Raw genomic sequence first — 13554 nt, 5'->3', positions numbered from 1 at the left:
AGAACTTTGATTGGGTTAGAATATGGCAATGCCAACTGATGATTCTATGCGAATTGGTGATGAGTCAGAGAGAACAACTGATGTGAATTCTTATCAAAGAACATGTATGGACTTTATCGAGGATATTTCTCATGATTATGAGGCTTGGGTTGATTATTACAAATTACCTGAAGATGAAGATAAGAGAAGAAGGGAAGGAATTCGTGCAACTATTACTAAAACAAATACTTGGATTGCAAAAGTAGCAACATCAATTCCTGCAATTGATGTTGTTATGAATGATGGAATTCAAAAAATGGCAGAATCTACTGCTGGAAAACCTCTTCAAATTGGAGTTTTTGTAAACAAAACTCCAAGCTATACTGAAGCAAAACCTGGAGTGATTGATGTCAATGTAAAGGCAAGCGGAAGAGAAGGCCGAAAAGTGAGACTGGGATATCACTTCAAAGATGACCGATTTAGAATAGAATCTACATGTGGTGCATATTTGGATGAAACAGATCTGCCGCAAGAAGATTTTGATCTTATGGATATTCATCTAAAACTTCATGCAGAAAATGCAAAACAACGAGATGTCATTTCATTTACGGTTACCATTTATGAAATTGAAAATGACGTTGAAATGGAAAAAAGAGGTCTAAGTACAATAATCCACATTGTTTGATTTGAAATTCTATCTAATTGGCTCTAGTTCCATTACTGGCTCTTCCATGTAATCTATGAACTTGCCAGTGTTCTCAAGTTTTATTGAATTGATTTCATCTAGTTCTTCAAATGAATTCATCTTCAAGTATCCTTGTGATGCTGTGTATAGCACATCGTCAATGTAGAATGTTCTTGCGCTATTCATTCCATAGTATCTCCAATCGCTATCTGAATGAGTAATGGTTCCTTTTGCATTAAATCCCTCTACCTTATCCAGATTAAAGACGTAAAATCCACTCCATCTGTTATAGTCTGGTGCAAACATCTTGGAACTTGTAATGTCATCTAGACTTTCAACATCTGAACTAATTGGAATAGATAGAACATTTCTTGTTTTATCAAAGAAAAACGCCTTGTGGTTGTGCAGTGATTCTGATTGGGTTGAACTATCTCCAATTATGTAGTCATCCACAACTTTGGGATTACTTACATCTGCTACATTAAACAATGCAATCTTTACTCCTAATTGCTGAACCCTTCCATTGTCCATTTCTTTAGTATCTCTACCGATACCGATGATGTGTTCTTCATCATATGGGTGCAAGTAATTTGAGAATCCTGGAATCTTTAACTCTCCCAGAATTTTTGGTGTGTCTGTTGATAAATCAATTACAAAGAATGGATCAATTTGCTGGAATGTCACCAAATATAGTCTGTCTCCCATAAATCGTGATGAAAATATGCTCTCATCAGGTGCAATATCTTCTAGTTCTCCAACTATGTTAAGTTCTTCATCTAGAACATACACTGCATTAGAACGAACCATTCCTTCATGCTGAATATAATATTCAATTGTTGTTGCAACTCTGAATCTGTCTCCTGACTCATCCATGGAGAATTGGTTTAGTAACCTTCCTGGCACTGTTCCCTTTGCAACATATTCTATTTTATCCTCATCAATTGAAATTTTATGAATGATGGTCTTTCTATTTTCTTCCTGAATCTTTGCATCATACTCGTTTAGTGCCTCTCTGATTTTTTCAAATAGTATTTCTTTTTCTTTTTTATCCATATTGTTATAGGAGTCTTGCATCAATTCTGAAATCTTTGACCATTGTTGTGATGCATTTAATGAGGAATCACTTTGAATGGACTTTATTTCATTTTGAATATCATTTGGCAATAATGGAACAATTACGTCGTAGAATCTATCGCGTGATGAATTTTCATAATATCCAAATGGCATGTTTTGTTGATATGTCAAATAGAAATTATTTTCAGATACATAGAATGAACCTGAATACCCCATCAAGAATGTCTCAGAGTTTATTGTGTCTCCAAAAATATCAATAGCAGTTAATGTGCTAAAGTTTGAAAACTCTTCAACGTTATCAAAATAAAATGCATCAGGTGTCATGATTCTTACCGAATCCTCCATTATTACTGGAAGTCTTGGGTATTGGTGGTTGATGTGGTTATTTGTAACAAAGTAAGCATAATCTCCAATCATTCTTGCATCTCTGAAATGTCCATCAATAGAGTAATCCTTGAGAATTTCAGGATTTTCTTTGTCTGATATGTCCACAATTAATGCGTGGGTAACTGGATTGTAAGATGGTCTTGGAATAAAGTCAAATTGTGGAATGATCTCATCATCACTTTGTCCATTGTAAAATATCACTAATCTATCATCATTGAGGAACATGTTCTGAATGTACTGTGATTCAATGTCTAGTGCAATTTTGAGAATTAGTTTTGCATCTTCGGCTGGATATGCATCAATAATTGAAAGTGTATTTCTTGAAACAATGTATACATACTTGTTATCGTTTTTGAGATAATCTGGTTCATCGACATTTTGCACTTGAACATTTGTTGTTGAATAATCAGTTCCTCCTTGAACTTTAGAAACACCATCAGTTGGCATTGGTTCTGCTGAAGGAACTGGAACTCCTGTAGACTCTGCTGTCTCAAACATTACCATATCATCCACTGCCATGTTTCTTACTCTTGGATCATAGAATCCTCCTCCAAACATTGATGATGCTTCAAGGATTGAAACTAGTTCTTCTTGCGATGAAATTTTCTTTATGTCGTTTGTTCCTTCAAAGAATTTAGAAATTGATTTGTCAATATAGATTACTTCTGGTTCAAGGGTTTCAGTAACAACTCTAATTTGTGGTTCTTGATCAAAAGATATGGCATACATAATTCCTGCTGTTACTATTACCGAAATGGCTACTGCAATTGGAATTATTGTTTTTGAACTCATTCTTATCATCTTTTTTGTTTCATCAGTTTTAGTGATTACTATTCCTTGGTAGTTTAAGATAAAAGGATTAGTGAAATTGGGATTTTACCAAACAACTTACATATTCAAGATTCACATACTCAATTCTAATGTCTGCTGAAAATCCAGATGATGGATTAACTGAAAAAATCAAAATTCTAGCCACAGATGATGATAAAATAAAGTCATTTGGGGAACTATTTACAAATGATTCGAGTCGTGAAATCTTACAATTATTGTTCAATGAAGAGATGACTGCAAATCAGATTGCGCAAAAGACTGACATTTCACTTCAGCTAGTAAAATACCATCTTAACAAATTACAGGATTTGGGTGTTGTAAAGATTTCAAAAATTGAAAAGAACTCAAAATCTCAAGACATGAAGGTTTATTCTGCAACAAAATTCAGCATTGTGATTGTTCCACCAAAATTGTCTGAAAAAACTAAAGAGAGTAAACTTTTGGTTCGTTCTTTTAGACATATCTACAAAGTTGCAGGACTTGCAATTGCTACTGGACTTTCTGGATTATTGTCCTTGGCTTCATTTCAAAACAAAACAGTTACACTGGAAAACACCAAACAGTTTACAATTGAAGAATCAAGACGTATCGAATCTTTTGATGAGTCTGCAGAATCTATTATGGCATCCGCACCAATGATGGAATCTGAATCACAAGATCTCTCCGCAGGTATGGAAATTTCAGAAAAGGCAATTGATTCAGGCGTTTCTGGTATTGATTTATCCATCCCATTTGTAATAATCACAATAATCTTGGGCGGTTTGACTATCTACTATCTGTGGAAATTTAAAAAATCAAACTAGTCTAGTGTCACTTCTATTGTAACTCTTTTTTCTTTTGCTCTTTCTTCACCTGGATATTTTAACTCTGAAATTTTTCTATTCAACTCTTCATCTTCAACTAGTTTTGCTTGTCCAGTAAATGTTGAGTCTTTGTATTGTATTTTTACTTGAGGGTTTGCAATGGCATTTTGAAACCAGTCTCCATCAGGCCTGTGTCTTGAAAAATAGATTTTTCCATTATGATTTACTGCCCTTAACATTACTCCGTGCTCTTTTCCTGTCTTTCTTCCTCTGGTGATAAGAATGGGTCGAAACAACTCTTCTGAAATCTTCATGCGTAACTTTCTTCTGTCAAGTAATTTAACCCCATTGATAGAAATTTCTGATATTTGGTATGATAAACAAATCCCAATATTTCAAACCATGTCAGTAAAACTAGAAGGAATGCCATCAAATTTGGCCACTGCAGATACATTTACTGGAAAAAAAGTAATAGACAGAGAAGGAATAGAGTACGGTAAAGTCAAACACATTCACATCAATCAGGACACACTTACCGTATCTGGTGTTACAATCCATCAAGGATTTAACAAGGATTATTTTCTCTCAGATGATTATATTGACAAATTCTCTGAAGAAACACTGCTACTTTGTAGACCTCCTGTCCGAACAGGAATTCCGGTAACTGATATTGACCAAAATAAAGTTGGCAAAGTTAAGAGATTGCATAGAAACCCTGATACTAATGAGTTAGAATCAATCGAAGTATCAGACGGATTGATGCATTCAAAAATTCTATCCAAATCTGAAATTTGGGGAATTGGAGAAAAAGTCATTTTAAGAATGACCAAAGAAGAATTCAAACATCTTGAATAATTCTTTTTTAATTTCTTTTTTTCAAAAATCTGCTTATTCTGTTTTCTTAGTACAGTTTCCACAAACAGGAATTCCTTCCTCTACTGTAACCTCGACATTTGATGAGTGACATTTCTGACATAATCCTTTCATGTAACAACTCTATAATCACTCCTTAAATTTTTTTTGTGGCTTGGTGTTGGATCCTTAGCAATTTATAATTGAAAAATGCGATCTATGTGTTGTATTCCATTGAAACAAAATCTCTGACAAAATCATTTGGTGATGTAATTGCAGTAAATGATATTTCCTTTACTGTTGAAAATGGTGAAATCTTTGGATTTCTTGGACCCAATGGTGCAGGAAAAAGTACAACAATGATGATTCTAACAACTTTGTTAAAACCAACATCTGGACAAGCATTGATTTCTGGATACAATGTAATGACTGATCCAAAAAAGGTTCGTGAAAATATTGGATATGTACAACAAGAAACCACTGTTGATGAATATCTTACAGGACGTGAAAATCTTTTATTGCAAGCAAAACTCAATCATATCCCAAAAAATGAAATTGATTCAAGAATTGATGAAGTTCTAGATTTAATTGAACTATCTGACAAGCAAAATGAATCTGTTGTAACTTACTCTGGTGGAATGAGGAAGAGACTGGATATTGCAGGAGGTTTACTCCACAGGCCAAAAGTTTTGTTCCTTGATGAGCCTACAGTTGGATTGGATATCCAAACTAGGAGAAAAATCTGGGAGTATATCAAAAAGATTCATGATGAGTTTGAGATGACCATATTTCTTTCAACTCACTACATGGAAGAGGCTGATCAACTTTGTGATAGAATTGGAATTATTGATGGTGGAAAAATTCAGGTAATTGATTCTCCTAAAAATATGAAAAATGCTATGGGAAATGAAGTTATTTCAGTTGTAATTGAAGAAAACCCTTCTCGTGATTCCTTTTTGTCTGAACTTCAAAAAATAGAATCTGTAAATAAAATCAACGAGGATGGTTCTAAACTTACTCTCTTTGTATCAAATGGGACCGAAGTTATACCAAAAGTCTTTCAAATTTCATCCAACATTGGAATCAAAATCACTTCTATCTCTTTAACTCAACCAACCCTTGATGATGTTTTCATCTCTTACACTGGACATGAAATTAGAGATGATGATGGAACATTTAATCGAAAACGAGAACACGCAAAAATGAAGAGGCTACGTGCATGAATACTTTGATGTATGATACCTATACGATTTTTTGGAGAGAACTCAAGAGATACAAAAAATCTCGAAGTGGTGTTTTAATTAGACTGATACAACCTGCAATTTGGATAATAGTTATTGGAAATACCTTTTCAGGAACTCAACCACTAATTCAGTCAGTTGGTTTTGAAGGTGAATACATTGAATTTATGGCACCTGGTGTCATTATACTTACTGCAATTTTTACTAGTATCTTTGGTGGTGTCAATACTTTGTGGGATAGACGTTATGGTTTTATGAATAAGGCATTAACATCTCCAATTTCTCGTTCTGCAATTGCACTAGGAAAAATGTCTGCAATATCATTAATTGCGGCCTTGCAAGCTAGTTTGATTTTGGGAATTGCTTTGGCAATTGGTGTAACATTTCCAAACCCAATCATGATTGCACCAATTATGGCAATTGTAATTTTGTTTTCTTTAGGATTTTCTGGAATCTCTGTAATGGTTGCAGCCACTGCAAAATCTCAGGAAACTTTTTGGGGAATTATCAATTTCCTTGGCATGCCTTTGTTTATGCTAAGCCCTGCTTTGTTTCCTCTGGAATTACTTCCAAATTGGCTTGCAACTGTCGCAAAACTAAACCCTGTAACCTATACTGTTTTGCTTGTACGAGAGATGATGACCGGTGTGTCTGAAGGTGGGGTGTCTGTTTTTCTTAGCCTTGGAATTATCTTTGTCTTTGTATTGGTGATGGTAGGTCTTGCAAGCTATGTGTTTACACGTGAAGTAAACAAACCGTTTTGAGATAAAGTTGACAAAAAATCAAACAATTGTTCACTCTGTTAATCTTTGAGAAATTTTGAGATTACTATTTGTTGAACACAGTACCTGTAATCACAATAATTCTTTCAGTAATTTTGATATCTGGTACTATGACTCCTTCATTTGCATCAGGTGATTATGATTTTCTTGCCGAATGGGGCGAGTTTGGAATCTCAACTCCTGGCCATCTTTCATACCCTCAATTTATCGCAGTTGATGCTGAAGGAAATTCATACATTAGTGATTTAGGAAATAAACGCATTCAAAAATTCTCTAGTTCTGGTGAATTCATTCTTAACTTTGGAGAAAGTGGAAAATTATCAGGTCAATTTCATCATCCTTCTGGTGTCGCAGTTGATTCTGATTTTGTTTATGTTGCAGATCAAAACTTGCATAAAATTCAAAAATTTACACTTGATGGAATCTTTGTAGATGAATGGGGAAAATATGGTAATAATGAAGGTGAATTAAAATCTCCTAAAGATATTGCAGTAGACTCTAATTTTGTATATGTTGTAGATGCTGATAATTACAGAATTCAGAAATTCACCACAGATGGTGAATTTGTATTGTCTTTTGGTTCTGGTGGTATGAATCATGATCAATTTCTTATTTTAACTGGAATTGCAGTTGATGAGAATGGAAATGTCTATGTTACAGATAAGGGAAATCGTAAAATTGAAAAATTTACTTCTGATGGAATTTTGATTGAATCTTATCCACTACGTAGTACAAACTATGTCTTTGCTCCTGAAGGAATCACTGTTGATTTTGATGGAAAAATTTTTGTCATAAACTCTGCAGACAATAGAGTTTTGCATCTTGAACTTGATGACGATTTACGTTTAGATATATTTGAACAACTAGGACCATTTGGAAATTCTTTTGTTGATCCAACCGATATTGCATTGGGATTTCATGGTGAATTATTGGTAGTGGATTCTGCTGCACATAAAATAAAATCATTTGAAACCCCCTTTTATGATGAAACAAAAATTATTCATACAACAGAAATTATTGTTCCAGAAATAACTGAAGGATATGAATTTGATGACATTGATCCTGTAATTATGGCTCCAAGTGACATAAAATTAGAGGCAACTGATCTATTTACTCCTGTATCAATAGGTGATGCAATTGCTGAGGATTTACACAGTGGAATTAAAACAATTTTGAATAATGCTCCTGAGGCATTCTCTTTGGGTGTAAGCAAGGTAACATGGATTGCATTTGATAATGCTGGAAATACATCTGAAGATTATCAAAACATCACAGTCTTTGCATGTGGAAACATCTACTCTGATTACAACATGATAATTGGAACTGATGATAATGATGTTCTTCAGGGAACTTCTGGTGATGATCTAATCTTTGGATTAGAAGGAAATGATATCATTAGTGGTATGGAAGGAAATGACTGCATCTTTGGTGGAGGTGGTGATGATGTTGTATATGGTAATGATGGATATGACACCATTAGTGGAAACGGAGGTCATGACATTCTTAAAGGAGATTCAGGATTTGATGTAATTTATGGTGGAGCCGGCTCTGATGTACTTGATGGCGGTTCTGAGAATGACAACTGCTATGATTCTAAAGAAAACATCTTTCTAAACTGTAATGAATAATTTTTCTTAATACTTATTCTATTGATTTAGAATGTCTTTGAAGCTATTTTCTATATAGAAACATGTTGACTATCTATTGCATTGTTATACAAATAGAGAATGATGATTCAACTTATAATGAAAATTTCACTTTTTCATATTAATGACTTTCAAAAACGTACAAAACATTGCAGTGTTTAGCATTATTGCAACAATTGCATTTGCATCATTTGGAACTTCTAATGTATTTGCAGAAGACAGAGAATACAAAATGATCGGTGATGTTGTCCCAGTACTAACTTTTACCTTTAGAGATGGCGTTGAGGTACATTCTTTTCCTGTCTTTGATATGGGTGAAAACTTTGTAGATGACTCTGGAGTATCATTTTCAGTAGAAGGAACTGTTACAAAATCTCCATTATTGCATGAAGCAATGGATGAGGCATACAAATACAGATTCTCAAATGCAGCATTTGATTATCAAATGAAATACTTTGATGTTGATGCTAATTTTATGAAAGATGGCGAGTCTATAGTATCTCTTGATTATAACAACTGTAGAGTTGATAATTATCAAGTTGAAACTTTGGATTCAAATGATTATGAGAGCTATTTCAAAGAAGTTGGATTTGCAGTTGTTGATAAGATAGACTTTGTATGTAGTGGTGTAAATTCAAATAATGAATTTGTAATGCCCACAGAATCATTAACTGATTTTGGTGACTCTGGATTTACATTTGCAAAAGATACAAGCACTTCTGTAACTTTCATGTTTGATGATGGTGCAGAAAAAATTGAATTCCCTGTGTTTAATCTAGTTTCAGCATATGAAGATTCATCTGAAAATGTTGTTGCAGAATTTGAAGTTGAAGGTATTTTGGAATACTATCCATTACTTTTCGATGTAATTGATAATGCACGAGCAATCTCTGGAACCTCTTATGCATCAAATGAAGATTTTGACGCTAAGGTAGAATTTTCAAATGGTGATGAAACTCTAAGAGGATTTAATTTCAGAGAATGTATTGTCAGTGATGCTCAAATTAATACTGTTTCTGACAAAGAAGAAGGCTTTACTGGAAAGAGTGGATTTGTAGTAGTCAATACCATGAGGTTCACATGTTCTGGACTAACTCCAATTAACATGTACTATGATGAACTACGTGGTGACACTCCTATTTGGAAAGTCACCCAACTCTCAAATGTCTATATGGAATCTATGCAAAACACTGATCAAGGCTTAGATGTAATTACAACATTTACTTTCCCTAATGGCATTGAAACAATAGAATTCTCAATGTTCAAACAAAATGAAGTGTTGACTACAACTGAAAACGTTGATAATGAAAACGGTGACAAAGATGTTGCTGCTCAAAAATTCACACGAAAAACTGTTGCTCCAACACTGGAATTGAGAGGAATTGTAGGTGATTATCCAATGCTGTATAATTACGTAGATAAAAATATCAAATATCAAACTGTTAAGGGAACTGCATTAAAAGACCTTGCAGATATTGATGTTGAAATTGTATCTGATGGTGAAGTAATTCGTGGATTCAACTATTCTAACTGTAGAGTAACAGATTATGTTGTTGAAACAGATCCAAATACTGAGGAAAGCTATGTCAAAAACAAATTTGCATTAGAGAATATTTTTGACTTTGAATGCCAAGGATACACCCCAAACAATCCAGTCTATGATGCAATGTTTGAAGTACAAAAAGCAGACAACATAAGTTCAAACGATCTTAGAAACACTGATCGTTGGGAACGTGGATTTTACGTAGAGTAATCTCACTCTTTTTTTCTTTTATTTTTCTATTGAAAAGTTTCTATGTTTACGATCATTTTATGATCTGTCTTGAATCATGTTTCTATATAGAACAATAGTTTGTATGTTCACTAGTCTTAATTCCAATATTACATCTGCAAAACTATGGGACAATGGTTATCTTGGGTAAAATCCAATGAAAATGAAATTCTAACAATTCTAAATGATTTGGCATCAAAGGCCGTAGAAACCTCTGAAGCATTGATTGAATATCTAAATGATTTAGGAAACCTAGAAAAAATGGAAAAAGTTCGTCGACTAGAAAGTGAAGGCGACGTTTATACTCGTGAAATTTTTGCAGCACTAAACAAAACTTTCATCACTCCTTTAGATCGGGAAGATATGCAAAGAATAGCGTCAAAAATAGATGATGTTATTGATTTTGTCGATGGAATTGCTGCTAGGTTGTACAGCTACAAAATAGAATCTCCTCCACCCTTTACTCAAACAATGGTTGAAGAACTTAACAAAGCTACAAAGGAGGTTCAGTATATGGTATCAAAACTAAAACGCATAAAAAATCCACAAGATATGATTGATCACTGTAGAAACACCAGTGATATTGAACATAAAGTTGATGATTTGTATAGAGATGCAATTAAAGAATTATTTGAAAGCAATGATGCAATCCATATTATCAAACTTAAAGATATCTATGAATCCATAGAAACTGCATCAGACAGATGTGTTGATGTAGCTGATGTGGTTGAAGATATTGTTTTGAAATATACCTAGGTGATGAGATGTTAGAGTTAGCAATTGGTGCAATAATTGTCGCCTTAATCTTTGATTTTGTTAACGGATTCAACGATTCTGCTAACTCTGTTGCAACTGTAATTGGAACCCGTGTTCTCAAACCTCTACATGCAGTTACTTTGTCCGCTGTTGCAAATTTTGTTGGACCTTTTATTTTTGGTGTTGCAGTAGCATCTACCATTGCAAAAGGAATTGTCAGCATGGATGACATTACAATCTATATGATAATTGGAGGACTTGCAGGTGCGATTACTTGGAGTACAGTTTGTACTTACTTTGGATTGCCCATATCAAATAGTCACTCTCTTGTTGGTGGAATAATGGGTGCAGGAATAGCTGGATTAGGTTTTGAAAAACTAGTTTATGGTGGATTGACCAAAGTTTTTGCAGGAATTGTCATTGCGCCAATAGGTGGGATAATTTTTGGTTTACTTTTAACTGGATTAATAATTACTATTTTTGCAAGCAGACGGCCGGCTATTGTAAACAAAACTTTTGGTAAATTACAAATAATTTCTTCAGGTTGGTTTGCTTTAACTCATGGTGCAAATGATGGACAAAAGACTATGGGAATAATTGTTTTAATTTTAGTCTCAACAGGATTTATGGAAGAATTTGAAATGCCTATTTGGGTAATTCTTGCTGCTGCTACAGCTATGGGATTGGGAACCTTCTTTGGTGGATACAAAGTTATCAAAACACTTGGTGTCAAAGTTGCAAGATTAAGACCATATCAGGGATTTTGTGCTGAAACTGGTGGAGGTCTAATGCTTGCAATATTTGCATATTTTGGAATTCCTGCAAGTACTACTCATGCAATTACTGGAACTATTATGGGCTCAGCAGCTGCTAGAAGAAAACGTGCTGTACGATGGAAAGTAGGCAAACAAATCATTTATGCATGGATAATCACTATTCCTGGTGCTGCAGCATTTGGAATTGGATTCACTTACTTGATTCATCTTTTCATCTCTGTCTAATTCTTTTCATTTTTATTCAAGCACAATTTGGCTGAAATATCTTCATGGAAATTCTAGAATTAATACAAGCTAATCTTCTTACTCCGATAATTCTTTTCTTCTTGTTTGGAATTATTGCAGCTCGAATAAAATCTGACTTGAAGATTCCTGAAGCGATTTCTGAATTCTTACCTATCTATCTTTTAGCTGCAATTGGTCTTCATGGAGGAATTGAGATGCGCAACACTGGATTTGAAAATATGTTGATTCCAATGTTTGTTGCAATTGGATTGTCATTGTTGTTTACGTTAAATCACTATCAAATTCTTAGACGATTAGGAAAATTCAATCTCTTTGATTCTTACGCACTAGCATCAACTTATGGTGCAGTAGGTGCAGTACACTTTTCTGTTGGATTGTCGTTTTTGAAAAATCAAGGAGTGTCGTCTGAAGGATACATTGCAGCAATTCTTGCAGTACTGGAACCTCTTGCATTCATTCTAGCAATATTTATGACAAATATGGCAGTAGCAAAACAGATCAGGGCAAAGAAACAGTCTTTTTCAGATACTGATCCCTCCGAAATCGATATTGGGTTAACCCAAACAAAGACAAAACTCTCCAAAGTCCTACACGATTCCATTACCGGAAAGGCAATTGTTATTCTTCTTGGTAGTATTGTGATTGGTTACATTATCGGCAAGGATGGATTTGAACCAATCAAAATTGTATTTGATGATATGTTTACTGGTGCAATAGTGATTTTCATGATTGAAATGGGAATAATTGCTGGTCAAAGATTAGATGATATCAAAAAAGTGGGTATTTTTCTTACTGCATTTGCTATAATTATTCCTCTATTCAATGGCATAATTGGTGTTTTAGTATCAACTGCACTAGGATTGAGCGTGGGAGGTGCAGTCATGTTTGGTTTGCTCATGGCTAGTGCTTCTTTTATTGCTGCTCCTGCAGTTTTACGTCATGCCATTCCTCAAGCAAAACCAAGTTTGTATATCACATCTGCTTTAGGAATCACATTTCCATTTAACATCATTGTCACATTACCAATCCTGTTTACCATATCTACACTTGTTCACTCTGGTGAAGGAGCGATAGACTTATTCAATTTCATTACGGGGGATTATGATGAAACTATACGATGTCAAACTATTAACAATTACCTGTGAGATTTTAGCCCAAGAAAATATTATTGAAATTCTAAAAAAACATGAAATTACTGGATACACCACTTATGAGGTTGATGGAAATGGTGCCCGTGGTTTGCGTGGACAGGGATTAAAAAATGAAAAGAATGTCAAAGTTGAAGTAATTCTAAGAGAAGAAAAATTACAAGATGTCGTAGAAGAAATATCCCGAACTCTGTTTGCAAATTTTGCTATTGTTCTTTATGTTAGTGATGTTGGTGTACTACGACCTGAAAAATTCTAACAACAAAAATCATCTGAACACAAAACTGGCATCTTTTTGCTTGCATTTGTGACATTTGATATTAATTCTGATAACTGATTATTTGAAATTGCATACATTGCCTTTTTTCCTTCATCTCTTGATTTTACAATTCCGCATATTTTGAGTGTCTTGAGATGATGTGAAACTAGTGGTTGATCTTTTTCTAATTTTTCTACAAAATCATTAACGCATAATTCCTTGTTTTTTTGTAATAATTCTAGAATCTCAAATCTTGTTTCATCACAAATACACTTTAAGAGACTAACACCATTCATATCAATTTAAATTTATATAAAC

14 protein-coding genes are annotated in these 13554 nt (G+C 34.0%); 11 read left to right on the top strand and 3 right to left on the bottom strand.

Features of this window, described 5'->3' with window-relative positions:
• Positions 1–22: 22 nt before the first annotated feature.
• Positions 23–664 (top strand): hypothetical protein, encoded by a 642-nt coding sequence (locus tag Nisw_RS02525; protein ID WP_141976235.1) that lies wholly within the window; start codon positions 23–25, stop codon positions 662–664.
• Between the two features lie 9 nt (positions 665–673).
• Here the strand turns inward: Nisw_RS02525 and Nisw_RS02520 are convergent, their stop codons facing one another.
• The gene (locus Nisw_RS02520; RefSeq protein ID WP_141976233.1) at positions 674–2917 is read right to left on the bottom strand and encodes a beta-propeller domain-containing protein; all 2244 of its coding nucleotides are present in this window, start codon (positions 2915–2917) and stop codon (positions 674–676) included.
• A 128-nt stretch (positions 2918–3045) separates the two neighbouring features.
• On the opposite strand from Nisw_RS02520, the gene Nisw_RS02515 reads away from it, so the two are divergent.
• Positions 3046–3759 (top strand): winged helix-turn-helix domain-containing protein, encoded by a 714-nt coding sequence (locus Nisw_RS02515; RefSeq protein WP_141976231.1) that lies wholly within the window; start codon positions 3046–3048, stop codon positions 3757–3759.
• On the opposite strand, the gene Nisw_RS02510 is transcribed toward Nisw_RS02515, so the two are convergent.
• On the bottom strand, positions 3756–4073 hold the full coding sequence (locus Nisw_RS02510; protein ID WP_141976229.1) for a nitroreductase/quinone reductase family protein: 318 nt from the start codon (positions 4071–4073) through the stop codon (positions 3756–3758). The genes Nisw_RS02515 and Nisw_RS02510 overlap by 4 nt on opposite strands.
• Before the next feature lie 34 nt (positions 4074–4107).
• Here Nisw_RS02510 and Nisw_RS02505 point away from each other — a divergent pair, with 34 nt between their 5' ends.
• The 9 genes from Nisw_RS02505 to Nisw_RS02465 all read left to right on the top strand — a co-directional run bounded on the left by Nisw_RS02505 (position 4108) and on the right by Nisw_RS02465 (position 13236).
• Positions 4108–4614, top strand: coding sequence for a PRC-barrel domain-containing protein (locus Nisw_RS02505; protein ID WP_255430831.1), 507 nt, complete (start codon positions 4108–4110; stop codon positions 4612–4614).
• Between the two features lie 221 nt (positions 4615–4835).
• Positions 4836–5834 carry an ATP-binding cassette domain-containing protein gene (locus Nisw_RS02500; RefSeq protein ID WP_141978459.1) on the top strand — a complete coding sequence of 333 codons (999 nt, stop codon included), beginning with the start codon at positions 4836–4838 and terminating at the stop codon, positions 5832–5834.
• Positions 5831–6616 (top strand): ABC transporter permease, encoded by a 786-nt coding sequence (locus Nisw_RS02495; protein WP_141976227.1) that lies wholly within the window; start codon positions 5831–5833, stop codon positions 6614–6616. Before Nisw_RS02500 ends, Nisw_RS02495 begins: the two co-directional genes overlap by 4 nt.
• A 71-nt stretch (positions 6617–6687) precedes the next feature.
• The gene (locus tag Nisw_RS02490) at positions 6688–8262 is read left to right on the top strand and encodes a 6-bladed beta-propeller (protein WP_255430829.1); all 1575 of its coding nucleotides are present in this window, start codon (positions 6688–6690) and stop codon (positions 8260–8262) included.
• 142 nt (positions 8263–8404) lie between these two features.
• Entirely contained in the window at positions 8405–10033 is a 1629-nt protein-coding gene (locus tag Nisw_RS02485) for a hypothetical protein (protein WP_141976225.1), read from the top strand.
• Positions 10034–10177: 144 nt separating this feature from the next.
• Positions 10178–10807 (top strand): DUF47 domain-containing protein, encoded by a 630-nt coding sequence (locus Nisw_RS02480; RefSeq protein ID WP_141976223.1) that lies wholly within the window; start codon positions 10178–10180, stop codon positions 10805–10807.
• Between the two features lie 8 nt (positions 10808–10815).
• Positions 10816–11808: an inorganic phosphate transporter gene (locus Nisw_RS02475; protein ID WP_141976221.1), complete on the top strand. Its 993-nt coding sequence runs from the start codon at positions 10816–10818 to the stop codon at positions 11806–11808.
• 44 nt (positions 11809–11852) lie between these two features.
• Positions 11853–12974, top strand: a complete 1122-nt coding sequence (locus tag Nisw_RS02470) for a sodium-dependent bicarbonate transport family permease (protein ID WP_141976219.1) — start codon at positions 11853–11855, stop codon at positions 12972–12974.
• Positions 12934–13236 (top strand): DUF3240 family protein, encoded by a 303-nt coding sequence (locus tag Nisw_RS02465; RefSeq protein ID WP_141976217.1) that lies wholly within the window; start codon positions 12934–12936, stop codon positions 13234–13236. Before Nisw_RS02470 ends, Nisw_RS02465 begins: the two co-directional genes overlap by 41 nt.
• Here Nisw_RS02465 and Nisw_RS02460 read toward each other — a convergent pair.
• Positions 13233–13532: a helix-turn-helix transcriptional regulator gene (locus Nisw_RS02460; RefSeq protein WP_141976215.1), complete on the bottom strand. Its 300-nt coding sequence runs from the start codon at positions 13530–13532 to the stop codon at positions 13233–13235. The genes Nisw_RS02465 and Nisw_RS02460 overlap by 4 nt on opposite strands.
• Positions 13533–13554 lie beyond the last annotated feature (22 nt).

This window comes from Candidatus Nitrosopumilus sp. SW, assembly GCF_006740685.1.
Lineage (GTDB): Archaea > Thermoproteota > Nitrososphaeria > Nitrososphaerales > Nitrosopumilaceae > Nitrosopumilus.
The sequence above is the reverse complement of the archived record's forward strand: the minus strand, read 5'-3'. Positions and strand labels throughout refer to the sequence as shown.